Source organism: Spirochaetota bacterium, assembly GCA_026414805.1.
Lineage (GTDB): Bacteria > Spirochaetota > UBA4802 > UBA4802 > UB4802 > UBA4802.
This window is the reverse complement of the sequence record JAOAIH010000037.1, coordinates 1-22,262: the sequence shown is the minus strand read 5'-3', so window position 1 is coordinate 22,262 and position 22,262 is coordinate 1. Positions and strand designations below refer to the sequence as shown.

The following is a 22,262-nucleotide window of genomic DNA, read 5'->3' as shown; positions in this document are numbered from 1 at the left end:
TACATTAAGTCAATGTAATTTTTAAAATGCTATTTTGTTTGCTTTTTTTGCCCCGGCTGTTTTTGCTTTGGTTTCTTTACCCCTTCAGCAACTCCCAAATTTTTGTCTACTATTGCCTTTGTTGCTGACAATACCTCAGCACTTTCTACCCTGATAAGCTTAAGGAACAGCTCGTAATTATTGTTCTTTGCATACATACTACCGGTAATAAGCATCCTTGCCCCTAAAAGTTTGCCAGCTTTGGCAGCTTTAGTTTCATCTATTATACCAGTCTGCCCCAGACCAATTTCATTCAATATCTGTTGCATGTTTTTACGTTCAACCTGTGTAAACACCTTGTTTTTACTAAGTGCCATCGAAAGCTGTTCAGTGAAATATTCAGCATTTGTTGCAAGTGCAGCATCAGATGATTGTATGGGCAACACTGCAGTTGGTTCGCCTTTTTGTATATTGATTGCTGAGTAGTCAATTAATTGAGCTATCGCCATATCAAAAAGTTTTTGTAGGGTTTCCTCATTTGTTTCATCTTCAACCTTTTTTGCATCAAAGTATGCTTCACCTTCTTCCAGTGGCTGGTCAGTCAGATATGCCAGTTCTTCTTTTGTAAAGCGTATTATGATTGATTCAAGCTTGTCAGTCTGAAAATTTGCTCCAGTATGGTGGCTAACACTTCCTTCCCTGCCACCCTCACTTTCCCCGGTTTCACCGTAGGTAAGAAAGATGTATCTTCCCTGTGTGTATTGGGATATCTGACGCAACACCACTTCGCCGGCAAGCGGAAGTCCACCAGTGCCTATTGAATAAAACTTAATTGCAGATTGCTTTGCATCACGGGCTGCATGAACATAGGTATATTGTTGCCCATAATCAAGGTGGGGTTCTGCATCAGTTATTATAAATGCCAGGCGGATTCCATCTTTATTCCATTTAATTTTTTTTACAGTATCTTCAAGTGCCGACTGCAAATCTTCAGGACCATCACCTCCTCCACCAGCAGTAACAAGTGCCAACTCTTTTTGAAACTTTTCAAGGTCCCCGGTTAATTGAATTACTTTAGTGACATATTCATCACCTTTATCCTTGTAGAGAACCATGCCAAAACGAACATCGGGTTTTGTGCTCAATGACGCAATATTAAGGTTAATAATTTCTATAGTTTTTTTAAGGCGGGCAATTTCCTCACCCATGCTTCCGGTTGTATCAAATACAAACACTATATCCAGTGGGACATTTTTATACTGTGGCCTCTGTGTTTGCAAGGTTACAGTGTGTTCCCGTTTGCCCTGCCTGTCTATGGTCAGCTCAGCTTTTGTATTCAATGCTTCAAACACCAGCAAATATTTTTTGTATTTTGCATCGTATTCGGATGGGTAAAACATGAACGACCCATCAGCATACGTTTTGCCTGTTTCAAGAAGCCGATTGCCACTGAAAACGTTAACTTTAGCATTAGGTATTGACTTACCTGATACATCTTTACAATATACAATAATTCTTTCAGATATTTGTATGGGATAGTGAGGAACTTTATCCTTATAATCTCTCAAAAAATTGACATAGTAGTTGAACTGTTTGTTATCATCTGCAAAGCCTGCTTTGAGCCCAGAAACCTGCTTTGTGCCTTCTAGTTTTTTGGGAGCTAATCCTTTTGTCTTGGGAGCTTCTTTAGTAAATGATTCTTCCTTTAAGCTTTCTGCTTTAAGGGCTTTAGAGGTTTTTGCTTCACTTTCATCTACCTTTGATAGCATATCTGTGGCAGTCTCTTCAGTAGCAGCTGGCTTCCCCTCTTTCACTGCTTTACCAGCACACTGCAAAAAAAACGTAACTACTGTAATAGAAATTAAAGAGTAGAATAATACCATGATGATTTTTTTCATAGCATACCCTCCAAATATGATTTCACAAAATTCATTACAGTTTTGATGCTAAATCGTACCATCACCATTCCAAATTTTTGAGGTGTATTTCATTTTATTTAAGATCCTGAATCAAGTTCAGGATGACTCTCTATTATACATATTTTATACACGTTTACATAGCTTCAAGAAATTGTAATATCCGTAAAAGATTTTTACGGTAAAAGTGAATTTACTTGTTTAACTATAGACATTACATACTTTTGATAATCATCAATTACGTCTTTGGTGACTCTAAAACCAATTGCACCTTCATGGCCTCCGCCATTTTCAATATTCATTACCTTAAGGAAATCCCTCAAATCGTAGTTTTTATAATTCTGGCTTCGGCGCATCCGGAATTGTATAAGATCTGATTTTTCAGCAACATCATAGTACGACACCAAACCAACTTTTCCTGAATCTTCAGCCAGCATATCTGCTAGTGTGCGGGTAGTAGAAATAATATCATCATCATCAAAGTTTTCATACAGATAGCGCATATCATCTTCTGACAGTATTGCATACCCAACTGACTTGTACACTTTGCTTTTTTTCTTTATATACTGAAAACAACGTTTTTCTTTTTCGGATGCCTGTTTCAACTGTTCAAATATCTGATTCATGTTGGTGATATTGGTTTCTTTAATGGTAGATGTACTTAATATATCATTAAACAGAGTGCTGAATATTCTGTACATTCTCCTTTCCCTGGACGACTTCAGATATCGTCCCATCTGTGAATCACCGATGATACCAGTTAAAATTGCAAGCACCAGATTTCGTGACAGCGGATCAAGTATGACATATTTTTTTAGGATATCTTTTTTTGCCCTTAGCTTGAGAGCTATCTGCCCTACTAATTCACTTGCACTTGATGCCTCTGTAACAAGGCAGTATCCTGTATCGCCTGAATAGTCGCTATCGGCACCAATATGGTGATCTATCTCTATCTTGCGAATGTGGCTTTTTTTTAAAAGCTGCAGTACAGTTCTGTTGGCATCTATCATTGATGGCTTTGCCGTGTCGCAGATGACTATGGTATCAATCAAAAACGAGCGAGGGAGTGATGATACCACATCTATGCGATTATACACTGCAATATCAACAAGGTACTTAAAGTTTTCCTGAATTTTTTTAGACGAAAATATCTTCACCTGCTTATCAAATTTTTTTGCCAGCAGAGCAAATGCAATCATTGAAGCAACACAGTCTTCATCAGGATTTTTGTGCCCTAACACAAGAAACCCGTTACGGTTTACTAATTCCTGAATTATTGCTTCAATGCAGTCATTTTTTTGTTTTGCTGTTGTAAACCCTTCTTTAGGCATGTATAGTACCAGTATTATTGACAGTAAATATAGAACATCATCAATAAAATGTCAATAGCATATTTTTTTTTATGTACTGTTATGCTTGACTGGCATCATTTTATTGAGTATTTTAAAATAATGATAATGCTAATGATTAGTCATAGCTTGTGTAAGGAAGAGGTTTTTAGGATATTTTGGAGATAAGTCATCCTGAACGGTGTTTTTTTAATTTTTTAATTTATGGTAAGAATTGATCCATGCTCTGCATGCACTAAATATTCCGTATAAAGCCCAAAAAGATGTATACACAAGCTATTTTCTAAGGAGGTGCTAATGGATTTTGAATGGAAGCGATTTATTGTTGCATTTCTTGCAATGATGGCATTCTTTTTTACAACAGTGTTTATCTGCTGAAACATTACCTTTGCTTTTTTTCGTAAGCCTTTGATTTATGTGATGCCGATAATTATAGAAATATGAAGAAAATACTTTTACATAGCCTACTAGTTTTATCAGTAACTATCGCGTATACTATATCCTTAGCCGCTAAAAAGGATGACGAAACCCCATTTAAAAAGGGTGTGAAATATTTCTATCAGCAAAAATTTGAGATAGCGGAGCTTTTATTTCAGGAAGAATTGAAAGCAAATCCAGAAAACGCCCTCGCATACTCGTATCTTGGTGATATTTTCCTTTATAAGAAGCGTTATGATGGAGCACTGCAACTGTACATAAAAGCGATGGAGTTAAATCCAAAGAGTGCAGAGGATGCATTCCGCATTGGGCAGGTGTACTATTATAAGAAGCAGCCACAGGAAGCTCTGGCATATTTTAAAAAAGCGTTCAGCTTAAATCCACAGCTGAAATTTGCATATTACCATATTGGCTTGACATATTTAATGTTGCTCAGGGATAAAGAAAAAACAATAGAATCCTGGGAAAAATTTTTGGCGATAGCTCCTGAAGATCCCCAATATGAAAAAATAAAAAGAGTAATTGAATTATTAAAAGACCCAAAATTTGTTCTTCCACCACCGGGAAGCGATGTATCAATTGAAGAAGCGTTACATCTTGGCGGGATAATGCTTGATGATGTGCAGCGAGAAGCTCCAGATAAAAAAGCCGGTCACGAAACAAAGAAAACAAAGAACAAACTTGAAGAAATTTACCGTGACGACGAACTATAACATATTATAAAAATTTTAGAGGGTATATATGGCATACTATTATGACCGTTACCGCAATCTTAAGATTGCAGGAGTTGTTGCATTGGTACTTTTACTGCTTTTTGGCGGCTATCATTTTTTGTCGCGTTCACGCGATGCACTAAAGGATATTGTTGATATCCGACAAAAGCAGATTGAGCTGTATGAAAAGATTTTAGAAACAAACCCTAATGATGTGGATACCCTGATAAAATTAGGAAATCTTTATAAAGAAATAGGCAACATTGATAAAGCAATTGATTACTATAAAAAAGCATTAGCTGTGCAACCTGATAATTATAATGCACTCAACGAGTTGGGGCACGCATATGCTTTAAAAGGCGACTATGAAAATGCAATCAAAACGTTGGAACTAGCAAAAAAATATTTTCCAAAATATCCACAGGCATATAATAAGTTGGGCAACGTATATGATACACAGGAAAAATTAGATAAAGCCCTTAAAGAATATAAAAGTGCTATTGCAGTTGCACCGCAATACCAGGAAAGTTACTGGAATATTGCAAAACAGCGCATGAAAAAAGGTGACTATAAAGGAGCAGAGGATATCCTTAAAAAAGGCATCAAAGCTAATCCCAGTGATCCCGAAGGGTACTACAATCTTGGCAACCTCTATGTGCACAAAAAGCAGTATGCAAAAGCAATCCCTCAATACCAGAAGGCTATTACACTATCACCAGGCACAGGGAAATACTACCGTGCCCTTGGTGATGCATACTTAGCTTTGAATAAAATACCCGATGCAGTTGGTGCATATTCAACTGCACTGTCAAAAGATCCTGGTGATGCTCTTTCTGCTGAAAAGCTTGGCGACATCTATGCTTCACAGGGCAACTTGGCTAAAGCAGCAGATTATTATAAGCAGGCATTAAGCTATAACAGTAATGATGAAAATTTAAAAAACAAATATGCAAATGCACTATCAAATTTACAAAAACCCTCTATCATTAGCCAGCCTGATACTCAACAATTTGCCGTAGCACCCAAACAAAAAGAAGAATCTTCTACACCACAGACAATAAGCAGAGAAAAGGAATCAAAGGATTTATCAGACACAGCTCCTCAAACAACACCAGCAAATCAAGTGAATGAATCGGCACTTAAATGGCGTGAACTGGGCGACAAATATCGTGCAGAAAAGAAGTATGATGAGGCACTCAAGGCGTATGCAAAGGCAACACAGCTTGACAAAACTGATGACCACTCGCATTACTGGATGGGACGCATCTACTACCACAACCAGATGGATGAAGAGGCAAACAAATCATTCCAGAATGCAATAATCGCAAATCCAAAGAATGCTGATTCTCACTATCACCTAGGGCTCATCTATTATTCTGAAGGCAAGTACTCTCCAGCAGTCAATGAGTTTACCAAAGCTATTGAAGAAAAGCCTGTATTTGCAAAAGCTTACTATGCCCGTGGCCTGGCTCAATATAAAATGAATAACCTGCAAGCAGCAATTAAGGATTTAAAACAATCCATTGAACAGGATCCTAATCTAGACAGGGCATACTTTAATTTAGGCGATATTTATCTTAAACAAAAGAATTATAAAGTGGCATTAGATTATTTCACAAAAGACAGAGAGTTGCGTCCAAACAACCCTGATACACTGTTTAAAATAGCTGAAACCTATCATGAAATGAAATCATATTCAAATGCTGAGACGTTCTACAATAAAACACTTGAAGCTGACCCAGAATACTTTCAGGCATTGTTTAATTTAGGCCTCATTGCAGCCACAAAGCAAAATTACACCCAGGCCATTTCATTGTACACCAAAGCATTATCAATCAAAAATGATGACCCACCAACCTTGTATGAATTGGGCAAAGCCTATGAAGGATTAGGCGATGACAACAAGGCTATAGAATACTATTCACTAGCTATCACTAAAAACCCCAACTATACCAAGGCATATATAAATCTTGGCAACCTTTACAAAAAGAATAAACTCCATGATAAGGCAATAGAGCAGTTTAAACAGGCAACTATAAATGATCCCAAATCGTTTGAAGCTCATTATAATCTTGCTAATGCCTATTTAGCTGCAAATATGAACGATGAAGCTATTGAAGAATACAAGACAGCAATAGACCTATCGCCAATGAATGACCAGGCACATTTCTTTCTGGGAGTAGCATATAAAGAAAAAGGTGTTTTTGACCAGGCTGTAAAGGAATTTGAGCGATCACTGCAAATCAACACTTCACTCGCTGATGCACATGAAGAACTAGGGATGATATATTACCGAAAGCTCAAAAATAATGAAAAGGCTGTATACCATTTTGAAAAGTTGCTTTCAATAAAGCCAAACCACCCCAAAGCCGACCAGATACGCGATATTATTGCTATGCTAAAGAAGCAGTGATTGTATAATTTTTTATTTGACTTATAACGATTTGTTATATTTTTGTATATTAAATTGATTATTTTGAATAACCTGGTATGCCAATGCAAAACCGTATATTTTTTCATTTCTTTTCCTCACCAATGAAAATAATAAAATCTGTTGTAATTATGTTTTTTTGCATCATGCTTTTACTGGTGCAAGCGTGCACATACAATGAATCGTATATAAAATCAATCAGCAATGACATTACAACAAATGGATTCCTTAATGATGATTGCTATCAATGTATCATAACTGCACGTCCTGATCCTGGGATTGAAGGCCTTGTATCTAACAGGGAAAGTGCACACATTAATTTAATAAAAACACTTGAAACGCAATGTTACCAGGAATTATATGGTGCAGTAGTACAGTTGCACAATAATAGCATGGGCGATAGCTCATTTAATGATTGTCTGTTACCAAAACTAAAACCATATATTGATAAACGGGTGATTGTAGTAACGTATTACAATGAAGATTACAGCAAAACTGCGGTCATCCGCATATATGAAAGCAGATTAAAACATAAACTGGCGTCATTGCAGTGTAAGTAAAGGCGCACTACAATTTTTATTGAGGGGGAGATATGGTTTCTTCATTACGAATAATTATATGCATCCTGTTTTTACTTCTTCCCCTGGTATTTCTGCTTTCTTCATGTGCATCCAAAAAACCAGCCACTCCTATTCCCCCTACGAATACAACGGGAAGAGAAGAGCTTCTTTTTGAGTACGAAAAAGAAGGGTTTATTGATAACAACACGTTCCGCGTTGTGGTGATACTTCCTGCAGAGGAACAATACAATGAGCTATCGGCACAACAAAAAGGACAGGAACGTGCATACGTCTCTTTGAAAAATTACATTACTACTCAAAATAAAGTTTTTGATTCAAAAATCCATAATTACCTGCTGACAATAATTTCTAGCTATGGTTCAATTAAAAAAAGGAATTCGTCTTGTTCAACTCGCTATTGCTATTATTATGATATAACAAAAAATGGGCTTAAAGCGGAAATTGATGCACTTGGCAAGTAATCATGAATAAAGATAGTAAGAGAGATTTTTTAATATAAATATATTTAAATTGCGTTTGCCATTGTCATAAATGCTACTGAACATTACGCCAATTCCATATTTGCCATCATCACGTTTATCCTGGCGCACCACCATTGCTAAGGCTTCAATATCAGTCAGCTCATTATCTACAGCCCTGAAATCAATAACTACACGTATAATCGAAGAAAGCTCAAGAGGGATGTCGGAAATAAAATAAAGGCCACCCTTGCTTATGTTTAATATTGTTCCAATAAGCTCCAGTGCTTCAGCTTCATCCTTTGAAGATTCTATTAAAAGTTCCACTATTCGTATAGGAATCTCTACGTCAAGGCGGAAGTGTTTGCGCATGTTATCGCCACGGGTATGATATTTGGCAATCATAAACGCATCAAACTGATGCAAAAACCAATCTTCCATTGCATCATCCAATGCTGTATCAGGTTTTTTTTGTTTTGCTATTTCCCAATACTTATAGATTGCTTCTTTAATTTCTGCTGACAATTTATCATAACGAATATATTTTCTCATTATGCCCTCTTCCATAATGACTGACACACCTCTCAATCATGCTATACTATATCCTTTTTCTTAGCAATAAAAAATTTTTAATGTGTATTTTTTTTGTTCGATAGCTCAAGCCACTGCTGCCGCATTTCATTGTCTATGGGTATGGATTTGCCTGTTGCAAGGTCAACTATAACATATACCACTTCAGCATCAAGAATAATCTGTTCGTTTTTTTTATTGTACATTTTTTGTTTAACTGTTATGCTGCGATTGCCAATTCTATCAACTTCGGTTTCAATTATCAACACATCGCCAAGAAACGATGGTGCACGAAAGTTAACATTTATATTAACCACCGCAAGAAAAACACCGCGTTTAGCAAATTCATCATAATTGAGCCCTATGGAATCCAGATAACTCCATCGCGCATCTTCTAGAAAATCTAAAAAGCGCTGATTGCTCACGCGGCCAAAAAGATCAAGATGATAGCCTTTGATTCTTATTTCTACTGTTGACATGATTATCCTGCTATTATTATAGTGACAGGATAATATTTTCATAAAAGAAATATTTTGGCAATAAGATTTTTGAAACAATAATAAATTATTCAATTAACCCATACGAAGTACGCCAGGTAACTCCATAATAAATATAATACCCATCCACATTGCGTGTTTTTTTATCATTGAATTTTGCTTCAATGTAGCTGTACATACCCTCAACAAAAACACCAACATATGATGTTAAACCAAAATCAATACCAGCACCCACCTGGTATCCAAACTTTGAAGTTGCCACCTGCTCGTTAATGGCGCTTGAATTAATTGACTCAATTTTTATTTCATCATGGAATACATATAATTGTAATAGTCCATACACATACGGCTGGATCAAGATCCCATAAAACATACTGTATCCATATCTAACTCCACCACAAATTTGCCCAATGTTAAGTTTAAATTCATATTTTTCTGAAATAACAACCTGGTAAAGTTTCATTATTGTTGCAGTCCGTGGATCAGTATAGTCAATTCGGTCATAATTCCCCACAAAACGTGCCCTGACCATAGCATCAAATCCATTTCCGCTTTCATTTCTGAACCGCCATGGAAAAAGATCAATGAAAGCATTAATATTGCGGCTATCTGAATATGTATCATTTATATCAGAATCTATATATGTACCAATATTTGAATATCCTATCCGTAAAAAAGGTGCCCGCCATTTTAAATTTTTCTCCCATGTGTATTGCTTTTTTACCCCTAATTCCCCAGCTTTCTTCTGTACCTCTTCATCTATAAAATCTTTTGGCGGTATTTTTGAAACAAATATTACGTCAGCTTTATTTATTTTAAATTCATCTGTTGATAACAAATCTTTTCTGCAGGTATAGCTTTCATTATCTTCTTCTACAATATATACCGGTAAAATATCTTTGTTGCTTTTCATAATGTACATTTTTATCTTGTAAGTGTTATTTACCAGCGTCCTCAACACGTCCTTCCGTTGTATAGTAATTTTTTTCCCCTCTAAAAGCTTTACATCCATTGCCTTATCGGTTTCTTTTATGATATCCCCTTCTATTATGGTACCATCTTTTAAAAAGATGGATTCAGCAAAAAGAGGAAGAGCAAAAGAAATAATCAGCACAATTACTGTTAAAGTAAAAACTTTGTTTTCTCTTATTTTCATATAGTACCCTCGATATAAATAAACTTTCTAACATCATTGCAGGTATAACCTGCTATTTTTTCTTGTTAATGTTCTGGGTAACTCTTACAGCCACTAAAGATTCTGAACCTGTACATTGCATCCAGCCCTAAGCAGCTTTGGCCCTTAAGCCTATAGAACGCATCAGCTATAAGATTATTCCCTGTATTGTAATTAAAAACAAAAGATGCAACAACTAATATTGCACATCTAGCAACACCTAATGAAATAAATGATCTACTTTTTGTCATAACAACGCTCATTTAATTTATATTCGTTACCAGCATTGACCATATTCCACATTGGGAAGGTATTAATATGCAGGCATTTGGTAGCAACATTATATATTAAAGTTTTGTGTACATCCAACTATTGTACAGATCAAAACCCTACCACACAATGCCTCATTTGTACCACAATCACTGCAAGTGCTATCGCATCACGCTTACTGACCGTACATCTTTCTTAGGCACATCTATTACTCCAGTTGTAGTCAATATCTTGTAACTATCGCCCCTACTAATTATTGCTCCTTGTATTTGTTTACCTGAATACAGACGTATCACATCAATGCGTTCACATGCTTCCTTAATTTCCTCAAGTGTTCGTGTTTTTTGTTGCATTAACCGTTCAATCCGCTCTTTCTTTATCTGTTGCCTCAATTGTTCCTCGGTTGAAGATTCTATTGTCCCAATTTTTTCAATGTTCTGTTTTATTGTTTCACGAACTTTTTCAAGTGCTTCAGGTTTTATAACTACTTCCTGGGGAAGCAATTCAATTTTTCCTGCTTCTTCTATCTTCATTTTATCTTTTATAGAAATTTCCTTTACAGAAACTGGAATCTCTTTAGCAGCCTTCTCTTTTTCAACAGTAACTATCGCCTCTTTGCCCCCATCCACTATTGTTTCTTCTATTTGAATTTCTTCGATTTTTGTTTCTTCAATAACGGGTTTAACACTTACACTTCCAGTGTGCACAGCCACTTTACCAATTTTTTCATCGGCCTTAACCAAAAATTGTGTTCCACGAACACTAGCTACAACTGAGGGGGTCTTCACTCTGTATTCTTGGGCTTTTTGTAAACGTTCAACCTTTGATATGATTTCCCCTCTTTCTAAATATAGCGTTGTTGATGTAGCAACAAGTGTCTTGACTGCCAGCTTGCTGTTGCTGGTAATATGTACCACAGCTCTATCAGCTATCTGAACCACCGCAATAGACTGGTTTCCTGTTGTAATAATATCTTCAGGTTGAACAATTGATCCTAATATAACAGGAACATTTACCTCATTTCGTATTATGGTAACATCCCCCTGCATAAAAATAAGATGAGCTGATACTGACTTTGGTTGTGGTGTACAAGAAAGAATTAAAAAAACAATAATTGCTAAAAGAAAGCAACAATACAATCGTCGCAAAACCATCTGTTCTACCTCATATAATAAAATTTTTATGTAATCAAACATTTATGATTTTATTGTTGTAATATTGATTAATAAACTTTAATCTGTAAATCCTTTTTTTATTTTTTTTAAAGTCTAACTGAACTTTACAAAACGTATATAACCATAGCCCCTCTTTATATGTGATTCAATTTTGACACATCTGGTGATAAAAGTATCAAGTATAGATTTATTATTTTTTTATGATAAAACTTTTAAGAAAACTTTTTTAACTGTTGATGTTGAAGAAGCTACTATTCATAGTGATTTCATAAAATCCTTGATTTTTAAAACCCTCATTGCTACATTATTATAAATATTATAACAAAAATAAAATTACGCGAGGTACAAATCCTATGTCTGATGATTCAAACCATGTTGTTGAATCCAAGCATTTAATATTGCCATCTGAAATTTTACCTGAGATTATACCCATTATTCCAATATCCCACAGGCCAATATTCCCTGGCATGATGGTACCACTGGTGCTCACTGGTGATACCATGCTCAATACAGCACGCGCCATTGCCGAATCTGACCATAAAATCGGAGGTGTAGTACTAATCCAGAATCAGCGAGAAGGCATGGTGACTTCAGAGGACCTCTATAAAGTGGGGGTTACTATTAAGGTTTTGAAGATAGCACCTATCGACGAAAACACTATACAGGTAATGGTAAATGCCTTGAAGCGCTTTACACTGGTTCAGGTTATGACTGAACAGCCGGTTATTCGCTGGAAGGTTGATCATTACTATGAACCTGAGATTGAACCAACAGACGAAATGAAAGCCTACTCGGCTGCTATTCTTTCTTCGGTAAAAGAGTTAATTAAATCCAATTCCCTTTTTCAGGAAGAGCTTAAACTTTTTTTAAACCGGTTCAGCTTAGAAGACCCCGGTAAATTAGCTGATTTTGTAGCTTCCCTCACTTCGGCCGAACCTGCAGAAGTACAGGAAATACTGGAAACATTTGATATAAAATCGCGCGTGGAAAAAGTACTGCTTTTGTTAAAGAAAGAACTGGAATTGTCAAAATTACAGAAAAAAATTTCGCAGCAGATTGAGGAGCGCATTGCCAAAAACCAAAAGGAATTTTTTTTACGCGAGCAGCTTAAAGAAATTAAAAAAGAGTTAGGTCTTGAAAAAGATGAAAAAACCTCAGAAATTGAAAAATTTGAAGAGCGCGTAAAGAAACTAAAATTGAGCGAAGAAGCACTCAAGCGTTTTAATGAAGAAATTGAAAAATTAAAAGTGCTGGAACCCCATTCCGCCGAGTATGGTGTAAGCCGCAATTATTTAGACTGGCTCACATCACTTCCATGGGGCATTTACTCACAAGACAATTATGATATTCACAAAGCCCGCAAGATACTGGACAGGGACCACTATGGCTTGCAGGATATCAAAGACCGTATATTAGAATTCATAAGTGCTGGAAAAAAGAAAGGCAGTATCACTGGTTCCATTATATGCTTTGTAGGGCCTCCCGGTGTAGGCAAAACTTCAATAGGAAAATCTGTAGCTGCGGCTTTAAACCGCAAGTTTTACCGCTTCTCGCTTGGTGGGATGCGTGATGAGGCCGAAATTAAAGGCCACCGGCGAACTTACATAGGTGCAATGCCCGGCAAAATTATCCAAAGCCTTAAAGTGGTTGAAACATCAAATCCTGTCATTATGCTGGATGAGATAGATAAAATTGGTGCAAGTTTTCAGGGTGATCCGGCTTCAGCACTCCTGGAAGTACTTGACCCTGAGCAAAACTCCCAGTTTCTTGACCACTACCTTGATGTGCGATATGATTTATCCAACATTCTCTTTATTGCAACAGCAAATCAATTAGATACTATCCCACTTCCACTTATGGACCGCATGGAAATAATGCACCTTTCTGGTTACATACTTGAAGAAAAACTGGAGATAGCAAAGCGCTACCTTATCCCAAAACAGCTTAGAGAGCACGGACTCAATAAAAATGAAGTTAAAATTGACACTGCAGCAATCAAGAAAATTATTGATGGCTATGCCCGAGAAGCAGGTGTGCGAAGTTTAGAAAACAATATAAAAAAGATCATGCGCAAAGCCACACGCCAAATTGTAGAAGGTTCAACTACTTCAGTAATTGTAAATGAAAGAAATATTGAAGAATTCTTAGGAAAACCACGCTTTACCGACGAATCCTTATACAAAAAGCCAATACCAGGTGTGGTGATGGGGCTTGCCTGGACAAGCTTAGGCGGTGCAACGCTGTATATTGAAGCAACAGCTATTCCTTCAAAAACAAAGGGATTTACCCAAACTGGTCAGCTTGGCAATGTCATGAAAGAATCAACCGAGATTGCATATTCATATATCCGTTCAAAGGTCAAACAGTTTGGCATTGACCCCGATTTTTTTGAAAACCATTTTATACACCTCCATGTGCCTGCGGGAGCCACACCAAAAGATGGTCCTTCGGCGGGAATCACTATGGCAACCGCACTGTATTCGCTAGCCAAAAATAAGCCCATTAAAAAGAGCGTTGCAATGACAGGTGAGCTCACCATAACAGGAAGGGTGCTTCCTATTGGCGGCGTAAAAGAAAAAACTATCGCCGCAAAACGAGCAAAGGTAAAAACAATAATATACCCTGCCGAAAACAAAAAGGATTTTGACGAATTGCCTGAGCACATTAAAAAAGGGGTAGATGCACGCTTTGTGAGCTATTTTGAAGAAGTGCTGGATATAGTGTATTAATTTTTTTGGCGATAGTTACTGTCAATTAATCTATGATGCAGAAATGCTCATAGTATGATATTTTCCTTTGCCTTTTTAATAGCTTCAATAAACGATGCTGCTTTATTATACGAATCCAGTGCATCATCTTTATCAATGGTGTCAAAATCACCATAATCAACATCAGTTCGACGTGAAAGCAGCAGTTTGAAGTGCTTTATTGTTTCTTGAGGCAAAATTTCATTTTTCACAAATCGCAAACGTAATAGCGTGATAACTCCATCATGTGTTACTGGATTTGCACCTTCAAGAATCAAAAGTGCACGTGCAGCATTGAGCACAGCATAATAGCTTCTATTCACAGAGGTTTTGTATCTTCCTTCATCATAATTTTTTTTTGCATCTTGTAAAAACTCTTTAGCTTTCTGAAGCCTAAAGTAGCTTAAAGCTTTTTATCATCAGGAGATAATGTCATAGCAATATACCCTCGTTTATTATATTCTGATAAAATGGACTATTAAATTTTTTTTCCATTTCAAACGCCTGAATATCTTTTATAATTGGAGTGAATGACACATTATGCTGTAATTCTTCTTCTGTTATTACAGTAACTATCGCCTCCTCAAGTTCTGGTGTTTTTTTGTTAACTACAATAAGAATATCAAAATCAGAATCGAAATTAAAATCACCCCGCACACGTGAACCAAATGCATACATATATACAATACGGGTACCAAACATGTGCAATAACTTCTCTTTAATTTTTTTCAGGCTTTCAATTTCTATAGATAACATACTATCAACACATTTATATACTGACTCCATCAAGTGATTTGATAATACCACACTATACCACATATGTCAACTATAACAAAATGTGGTATCCAATTGAGTGTAAATACATCCTTGACTGGCTTACGCTTTTTAATTGCAAACTGTAACATCAATGTCTCAATTACAGATATATAATTCTTCACAATGTTTTTATTGAATTAAGTATTACGCAGAATAATTCAAATAATAACTAATTCTATGTTTAATTGACCGATGTATGTGCTTTAACAACTTGACGATTAAGCATATAAAATCATAAATTATCCCCAAAATATCAATGTATGAGCAAAGCATTGAATAATTAGTAATATAAAAGGCTAATTAGGAATAAATAGTGTTCATAATTAAAAAAAATTCTTTGAAATTTTAAAAATATTAAGTATTTTATAATTACATAAATTATTTAAAGGAAAGCTCATGAATATAATTATAACAGATCAAGCTAAACAAAAAATAATTGAAGCTGCCAAAGATGTTGACTTTAAACATCCAGGGTTGCGATTAGTATTTTCGGGAATAGGGTGAGGTGGCCCCCGTTTGGGACTGGCTCTGGATGAGTCAGAAAACAGTAAAGACACAGTTATAATAGCAAATGAAATACCAGTAATCTATGACAGTGATATTGCCCGATTTATGGATGCTGGAACTAACATTAAAATAGATTTTGTTGAAACTCCGTATGGCTCGGGTTTTATGGTAGATACAGGTTCATCCTGTGATTCTTCATGCAGCTGCTAAACTAAGAAGGTACTATAATGAAAGAAGCACTTTGGTTTTTAATCCTCATGGCAGCATGGATTGCGCTTAATGTGTGGGTGTTACCAAAATTTGGCATACGCACCTGACTATCGCAATCATGCCCTGTGGAACAGAGCATTGATAAAAATCAAAATAAAAATCTGAATGATTTAAAAAAGTAGAGTTATAATACTCATTACTCATTCTGGTTTTGGCAAAGACTTGTATGGGTAACTTAATTTGCACTCTTCAATATACCATTATACACTTATTATATTAACATTGAAGAACAAGCATTAAAAAGTTCCTTGAAGCTATGATTGAATAAAATTACCCTGCTATTACTTTGTAAGTAATCATTGAATTTTTGCAACTTATGTGAATTTTGTTATATATGTGCTCTTTTTAGTATTTTTGGGGGTGGTCCCCAGTAGAATTTTAGGCAATGTATACCTTTTTCTTTAAAAAAATCAAATGTATATGACCTATTTTCATAATAACTTGGCAAATTATTAGGATAGTTATCGGTATTTATTTCTTTCAGGCGTTTTTCAAAATACAGAAAAAATTCATCAAGTACATTATCTACACAAAAAGCAATAATATGTGCAATAGACATTTTCCACAGCTTTTTAATATCTAATAAGAACTCATACTCCGACTGATACACCACTAAATGTACACGTTTCCAGGGATTATCTTTATCCCGTTTGCGATATGCTATGCGTTTAAAAGCAACATAATCTTTTTTTTCTTTTTTTGCTGCATACATTAACAAGTAAACAATAAACAAGCTAAGGGGTATAGATAATCTTTTTGCACAATCATTCAGGATATTTAGATGAGCAAATGAAATACAGGTAGTTGTTTCAAAATCCATAATTTCCTCCCTTGATTGTATGAATGTATTTATTTTTAATTTTGATGTCAAATAATTTAATATATTACTTTATTGTTAAATATATCAATAAAGTTTTTTAATATTTACATAATATAACTTTGCATTGTGCAACTGCAATTGATGATACTGAATAAAAATTGAATAACATAAATTTGAAACTCATCACTTTATTCAATAATATTTTGTAGCTTGACATTTTCTTTTAGTATACAACGCATAAGTATATCCTTATATATGATTATTATGAAAGGAACTATCGCATGAAAAAAATATTCTTTATTTTCTTTATTATATCTATGGCTTTACCTTTACTTGCCAAAACACCTTATGACGATGAAAGAATATTTACCCGTGCAACGATAACAAAGATTGAAAGGCACCGTATAGCTGGTGATGATTACTATCCTCTGTACGAAACCAGAATCCATGTTACTATTTTAGATGGCAATTTAAAGGGACAATCAAAAATAGCTACCTTCAGGGGCGAACATGATTTGCCAAAAGATATGTTTTATAAAACAGGTGATGTGGTATTCATTGGCATATCTAAATCAGGTGAAGAAAATACTCCGGAATACATTTCGTTATATGATATTGATAACACATCAATGATTATTTTTCTTGCATTGTTGCTGGTAGTATCTGTTTTAGTTATAGGGAAAACAAAAGGCGTTCTTTCGCTTATTGCATTAATAATTACCATACTGTTGCTCTTCTTTGTATTAATACCACTGACATTAAAAGGATATCCACCATTACCTGTGGCGATAGTTATCGCTATAATATCCACTGCAATAACATTGCCGGTAATAGCTGGATTTCAAAAAAAGACACTTGCTGCAATATTGGGTGCATCATGTGGAATAATCATTGCAGCAATCCTTGCATTTATCGTTGGCAATATGATGCACCTATCAGGATTTGTGACCAATGAAATGCTTACAGTATTTTATGTTGCTGATGTAACGATTGATGTTCGAGGATTAGCACTTGCAAGCATTATCATTGCTGCATTAGGCGCAGTAATGGATGTGTGTATATCCATAGCATCAGCTACAGCAGAAATATACAACGCAAATCCAGATTTAACCCATAAACAGGCTTTCAGATCAGTTTTAAATATAGGAACTGACATACTGGGATCAATGGTAAATACGTTGATATTGGCGTATGTGGGAAGCTCGCTATCGTTAATTTTGCTTATTTCTATGCGCATACAGCCGGGTATGCCCCTGTGGATGATATTTAACTACAACCCCATTTTAAGTGAGATAGTAAAATCAATCATAGGCAGTATTGGCATGTTTATATGTATACCAATTACCGCCTATATTTCAGTTCATCTATATGGACCAAAAAGGATTACATAATTTTCAATTAATTGTTATCCCCACCGCTATTGTTATGGGATAATATATATACATAAATTTTTTAAAAATTATAGGCTTTTATCATGAATAATAAAAAACAACGTTAAGAGAATAATGTTTACAAATTGTACTCTACAACTTTGCGATGTTTGATTAAAATTATCATTGCTAAAAAATAGTGCAGCTATTCTTATTGTGATATTACTATTTCTTAAGATTACCAGCTTGTACATATTCATACAATTTTCCATGAGTATTATGGTGATAAAGCAATGAGGCATTTATCAGTAACTATCGCATTAATTGTTTTAATTTTTTCCTTTTTTATTTATAACAGCTGCAGTTCTGGTCGTGTTTTGCCGGCTCAACCAATTCGATTTGTTATAATTAATAATACATCACCTGATTCGCCCTATGAAGACTATAGCCCACAGTTAGAAAATACCACTCTATCCATCAATAGAGAAAATCCAGTGTTCACTGTTCACTGTGGCAATATAATTCACGGTGGTTCATCAGCTATGGGGATTAATTATAAAGACATTGAAAAACAATTTCGCCAATTTTATAAGTTTGCAAAAAAACTGCACAGCATTCTTTTTACTGTATGCGGGCCAATGGACATCTATAATGATTCAACAAACATTTATACTCAATTTACTCAGAAGAATGCATGGTATTCCTTTAATTATGGCACCAATCATTTTGTTGTTTTATTCAGTAACAATCCTGATGCTCTTTCAATTTCAGATACACAATTGCTTTGGCTTAAAGAGGATTTAAAAAAACATTCTCTCTCACATATTTTTATATTTTCATATTTTTTGCCAAACATTCACCGCACAAAACAGCAATTTACAACCAGTTCCCATCAGAATTTACACCAACTACTGATGCAATATAATGTTAAGGCTTTCTTTGGCGCTGCAGGGATTACTCATCCAGTAACTATCGGCACCATTCAATACATCCCTGTTACCGCTGATAACAACTATACAAATAAGTATAAAAAAGCAATACGCTATTATGTCGTTGACTTTGACGGACACGAGATTATTGTTGTACCACGGTATTTTTGAACATACAAGGGTATGCCATGCAACGAGAAATCAAATTTGACTCATTACAAGCATTTATTGATGCCCTGCATGCTAATAGCATAACAAAAGTTGCATTTACACAAATTAACGAAAAGCGTGCAGTTGAAATGCAACCGGGCACTTTACAGGTAGTAGATGTAATTATTGCCGAAATACTTGCCTATAAGGATGCCACTATTTATAAATGCAAAATTGAAAATGCTGATTTGGGCAACCTATATGCAAGGCTTGAAGATGAAGGCTTTGAACTAACCAGGCGTAGCAGGAATATCACATAATCATGAAAGCGATAGTAACTATAGAAAACCTCACCATTTCTTTTACAAATCTGTACGGCAAAAGCTATGCAGTACGAAATCTATCGTTGTCCATCCCCCAAGGCAAAACATTAGGGCTTGTTGGAGAATCAGGATGTGGTAAATCGGTAACTGCATATTCAATACTTAACCTGGTGCCAAAACCTGGCACAATTGAATCCGGCACTATCACCTACAATTCCATTGATCTACTGCGCTGCCCTGATTCCACACTCCGTTCAATTCGTGGTAAAAACATTTCCATGATATTTCAGGAACCCATGACATCGCTTAACCCTGTATTTACAATTGGCTACCAGGTGCAGGAAGCTGTTGAAGTTCATTTACACTACAAAAACAAAGAAGCAAAAGAATACACCATTGAACTTTTAGGAAAAGCAGGTATACCCAATCCCTCACAGAGGTACTACGCCTATCCCCACCAGCTTTCCGGTGGATTACGTCAGCGTGCAATGATTGCAATGGCACTTGCTGCTCACCCTGACCTTTTGATTGCTGATGAGCCAACAACAGCACTTGATGTCACCATTCAATCACAGATATTAGATTTGCTCATGACACTGCAGTCTACAGAGCATATGTCCATGCTTTTAATAACTCATGATTTGGGGATAGTTGCCAATACGGCTGATTATATTGCAATAATGTATGCAGGTGAAATTGTAGAGATGGCGCTAACAAAAGAGATTTTTGAAAATCCATTACATCCATACACTCACGGACTCATGAACTGCATACCCAGCTTACGCAAAACCGCCAAAAGGCTGTATACCATTCCCGGAAATGTGCCACTTATTACACAGCCACCCCAGGGGTGTGTGTTCCACCCACGATGTTATTTGGGTGATAGCGAATGTTTACAAAATCCTGTTATTCTGGAAGAGAAAACAAAAGGACATTTTGTTCGTTGCATTAAATGCAAGGGCAGGTAAAAACCTGCCCCACATCAACAAGTACTGTTAAGTGTATTAGTATGCCAGATTTATATGGTAGGTTTTCTTGATACCGTTTAGAATTGTCTGAAATCTGTTAGGATCCTTTTCACGGGCTGTCTTTAACAGGTCAACAACTTCGGCTCTGGTTAATACAACATCATAATGTTCGCAATGAGCCAAAGAATCCTTGCCACATATATTTCTGTTGATGCATGTTGAACATATAGAATTTCCCATTATGTCCTCCTTATCTATACTCATATTGTTTATATTCACAAAGCATGTGCTTAAATAAATAAGCAATTACTGTGCCAGTTTTAGGCAAATTTCTTAGGCTTTTTCATTTATATGAGGTTTTATTGTTTTTTTTAACAAAATTTTCTTTTTTTAGCATATTTCAATATTCATAATATGCCATTTTGCTCTTTTCTTTAATATTTTTTAGGGGCGATAGTAACCGTAAATTGAACATTATTTTATTATTGTCTATATTTTACCAGTAACTATTGCTTCTTTATGTTGAATATTAATACCAGTGTATCATTTTTACAACATCAACCAAGTATGCTGATAAAGCCAATTCCTGTAAGAATAATCAATGCTGCAATGCTGTGCTGCAGTACATTCTTCTCGCCAAAGAATAGAGAGCCAAAAATGATCCCAAACAGCATACTGGAACGCTTAACCGAAATCATATAGCTTACCGGAGCTATCTCCAGAGCTAACATATGAAACGTAATCATGACACCCTGTGTGATACCAATGAGCAAGATTTCTTTAGAAAAAATACGCTTTATACTATCTACAACCATTGACCATATAATCAAAATTAAAGTCAGAATTGTAAAATATACTGCTCCAAAAAAAGATGGACTTGAATACATCACCCCCATTTTACCAAAATTTGCTGTTATACTGTATAAAAATGCAACTGCAAGCATTAAAAGCGACCCCTTGTCAGATACTATAGTTTTTAATGGCTCATCCAAACGCTGTCCAGGCTTAAAATACAAGCTATAGGTTCCACCAACTACACACACAATGCCAAGCGCACCCCATACAGTTACCTTTTCTCCTAGCATAAACCATGAAGTAAGGATGAGTAAAAGCGGTGTGAACGCTAAAAATGGTAACGTGCGGTACATTGGTGAAATTTGCAATGCATGCATGTACAGTACCAGCGCGATAACTTCAAGTGGCGGAGAGAGAATAAATGCATACACAATCCTATGATCTATAGCAGGAATGCCTTTAACAATAGCTATGATCCATAACACCGGTAATGAAAAAAATATACGCCCTGCAGCCACTGTGACAGGATGTATACGTGGTGCATTTTTAACAAGCGCATCGCCAATGGCTAAAAACAGTGCACACAAAAGTGCATAGATGACCCAGATAAAACGCCTCCTTAAAATAAATTTATGACAGGGTTCAGTATAACCTTTTCTTGCCCACGCATCAAATAAAAAAATTTTTTATCAGCATATATTTCTACTAAATATCATAATAGCGCTGTAAATTTTTGTATGAAAGTGCCTCAAGGATATGTCGCTTTTCAATTGTCTCTGAATTGTCCAGGTCAGCTATGGTACGGCTTACTTTCAATATACGGAAAAAACTTCGGGCAGAAAGGTTCATGCGCTTGATTGCAAGCTCAAGTATCGATTGACACTCAGAGTTAATAGCACAGAATTCCTTTACCTCATCACTAGTCATACGGCCATTGCAGGTAGTGCTTCTTCCTTTGAAACGCATTGCCTGTATTTCACGGGCTTTGATTACTCGCTGCCTGACTTGATGTGAGC

At 35.8% G+C, this 22,262-nt stretch carries 22 protein-coding genes and 1 pseudogene; 10 read left to right on the top strand and 13 right to left on the bottom strand.

Annotated features, from left to right (window positions below; all coding sequences use genetic code 11):
- Positions 1-29 precede the first annotated feature (29 nt).
- Together N3F66_08900 and N3F66_08895 are read right to left on the bottom strand one after the other, a co-directional pair.
- On the bottom strand, positions 30-1,877 hold the full coding sequence (locus N3F66_08900) for a VWA domain-containing protein (protein MCX8124267.1): 1,848 nt from the start codon (positions 1,875-1,877) through the stop codon (positions 30-32).
- Positions 1,878-2,071: 194 nt separating this feature from the next.
- Positions 2,072-3,226, bottom strand: a complete 1,155-nt coding sequence (locus N3F66_08895) for a DHH family phosphoesterase (GenBank protein ID MCX8124266.1) — start codon at positions 3,224-3,226, stop codon at positions 2,072-2,074.
- Positions 3,227-3,684: 458 nt separating this feature from the next.
- Between N3F66_08895 and N3F66_08890 the strand changes: the two genes are divergently transcribed.
- From N3F66_08890 to N3F66_08875, 4 genes are all read left to right on the top strand, one after another.
- Entirely contained in the window at positions 3,685-4,395 is a 711-nt protein-coding gene (locus N3F66_08890; GenBank protein ID MCX8124265.1) for a tetratricopeptide repeat protein, read from the top strand.
- Positions 4,396-4,423: 28 nt separating this feature from the next.
- Positions 4,424-6,808, top strand: a complete 2,385-nt coding sequence (locus N3F66_08885; protein MCX8124264.1) for a tetratricopeptide repeat protein — start codon at positions 4,424-4,426, stop codon at positions 6,806-6,808.
- Between the two features lie 83 nt (positions 6,809-6,891).
- Positions 6,892-7,386, top strand: a complete 495-nt coding sequence (locus N3F66_08880; GenBank protein MCX8124263.1) for a hypothetical protein — start codon at positions 6,892-6,894, stop codon at positions 7,384-7,386.
- A gap of 32 nt (positions 7,387-7,418) precedes the next feature.
- Positions 7,419-7,868 (top strand): hypothetical protein, encoded by a 450-nt coding sequence (locus tag N3F66_08875; GenBank protein ID MCX8124262.1) that lies wholly within the window; start codon positions 7,419-7,421, stop codon positions 7,866-7,868.
- Here N3F66_08875 and N3F66_08870 read toward each other — a convergent pair whose 3' ends face one another.
- The 5 genes from N3F66_08870 to N3F66_08850 form a co-directional block, all read right to left on the bottom strand.
- Positions 7,869-8,417, bottom strand: a complete 549-nt coding sequence (locus N3F66_08870; GenBank protein MCX8124261.1) for a PilZ domain-containing protein — start codon at positions 8,415-8,417, stop codon at positions 7,869-7,871.
- A gap of 77 nt (positions 8,418-8,494) precedes the next feature.
- Complete coding sequence (locus N3F66_08865) at positions 8,495-8,914, bottom strand: acyl-CoA thioesterase (protein MCX8124260.1); 420 nt, start codon at positions 8,912-8,914, stop codon at positions 8,495-8,497.
- A gap of 85 nt (positions 8,915-8,999) precedes the next feature.
- Positions 9,000-10,088, bottom strand: coding sequence for a hypothetical protein (locus N3F66_08860; GenBank protein MCX8124259.1), 1,089 nt, complete (start codon positions 10,086-10,088; stop codon positions 9,000-9,002).
- 65 nt (positions 10,089-10,153) lie between these two features.
- The gene (locus tag N3F66_08855; GenBank protein ID MCX8124258.1) at positions 10,154-10,357 is read right to left on the bottom strand and encodes a hypothetical protein; all 204 of its coding nucleotides are present in this window, start codon (positions 10,355-10,357) and stop codon (positions 10,154-10,156) included.
- 180 nt (positions 10,358-10,537) lie between these two features.
- The gene (locus N3F66_08850; protein MCX8124257.1) at positions 10,538-11,530 is read right to left on the bottom strand and encodes a FecR domain-containing protein; all 993 of its coding nucleotides are present in this window, start codon (positions 11,528-11,530) and stop codon (positions 10,538-10,540) included.
- A gap of 374 nt (positions 11,531-11,904) precedes the next feature.
- Between N3F66_08850 and lon the strand changes: the two genes are divergently transcribed.
- A complete protein-coding gene (gene lon, locus N3F66_08845; protein ID MCX8124256.1) occupies positions 11,905-14,280 on the top strand; it encodes an endopeptidase La in 2,376 nt (791 codons plus the stop codon).
- 47 nt (positions 14,281-14,327) lie between these two features.
- Here lon and N3F66_08840 read toward each other — a convergent pair.
- Positions 14,328-14,681 (bottom strand): annotated as a pseudogene (locus tag N3F66_08840) (HEPN domain-containing protein).
- A 49-nt stretch (positions 14,682-14,730) separates the two neighbouring features.
- Positions 14,731-15,054 carry a nucleotidyltransferase domain-containing protein gene (locus N3F66_08835; GenBank protein ID MCX8124255.1) on the bottom strand — a complete coding sequence of 108 codons (324 nt, stop codon included), beginning with the start codon at positions 15,052-15,054 and terminating at the stop codon, positions 14,731-14,733.
- 576 nt (positions 15,055-15,630) lie between these two features.
- Here N3F66_08835 and N3F66_08830 point away from each other — a divergent pair.
- Positions 15,631-15,831: a hypothetical protein gene (locus N3F66_08830; GenBank protein ID MCX8124254.1), complete on the top strand. Its 201-nt coding sequence runs from the start codon at positions 15,631-15,633 to the stop codon at positions 15,829-15,831.
- Positions 15,832-16,219: 388 nt separating this feature from the next.
- Here N3F66_08830 and N3F66_08825 read toward each other — a convergent pair whose 3' ends face one another.
- The gene (locus N3F66_08825) at positions 16,220-16,711 is read right to left on the bottom strand and encodes a hypothetical protein (GenBank protein ID MCX8124253.1); all 492 of its coding nucleotides are present in this window, start codon (positions 16,709-16,711) and stop codon (positions 16,220-16,222) included.
- 281 nt (positions 16,712-16,992) lie between these two features.
- Here N3F66_08825 and N3F66_08820 point away from each other — a divergent pair, with 281 nt between their 5' ends.
- The 4 genes from N3F66_08820 (at position 16,993) to N3F66_08805 (ending at position 20,451) form a co-directional block, all read left to right on the top strand.
- Positions 16,993-18,102: a YibE/F family protein gene (locus tag N3F66_08820; protein ID MCX8124252.1), complete on the top strand. Its 1,110-nt coding sequence runs from the start codon at positions 16,993-16,995 to the stop codon at positions 18,100-18,102.
- A 272-nt stretch (positions 18,103-18,374) separates the two neighbouring features.
- Positions 18,375-19,181: a hypothetical protein gene (locus N3F66_08815; GenBank protein ID MCX8124251.1), complete on the top strand. Its 807-nt coding sequence runs from the start codon at positions 18,375-18,377 to the stop codon at positions 19,179-19,181.
- Between the two features lie 17 nt (positions 19,182-19,198).
- A complete protein-coding gene (locus tag N3F66_08810; protein MCX8124250.1) occupies positions 19,199-19,480 on the top strand; it encodes a hypothetical protein in 282 nt (93 codons plus the stop codon).
- Positions 19,481-19,482: 2 nt separating this feature from the next.
- Positions 19,483-20,451: an ABC transporter ATP-binding protein gene (locus tag N3F66_08805; GenBank protein MCX8124249.1), complete on the top strand. Its 969-nt coding sequence runs from the start codon at positions 19,483-19,485 to the stop codon at positions 20,449-20,451.
- 36 nt (positions 20,452-20,487) lie between these two features.
- Here the strand turns inward: N3F66_08805 and N3F66_08800 are convergent, their stop codons facing one another.
- The 3 genes from N3F66_08800 to N3F66_08790 all read right to left on the bottom strand — a co-directional run.
- Positions 20,488-20,691 carry a hypothetical protein gene (locus tag N3F66_08800; protein ID MCX8124248.1) on the bottom strand — a complete coding sequence of 68 codons (204 nt, stop codon included), beginning with the start codon at positions 20,689-20,691 and terminating at the stop codon, positions 20,488-20,490.
- A gap of 317 nt (positions 20,692-21,008) precedes the next feature.
- Positions 21,009-21,845, bottom strand: coding sequence for a DMT family transporter (locus tag N3F66_08795; GenBank protein ID MCX8124247.1), 837 nt, complete (start codon positions 21,843-21,845; stop codon positions 21,009-21,011).
- 106 nt (positions 21,846-21,951) lie between these two features.
- Positions 21,952-22,262, bottom strand: a 311-nt coding sequence (locus tag N3F66_08790) for a hypothetical protein (protein ID MCX8124246.1), incomplete at its 5' end; no start/stop codon positions are given.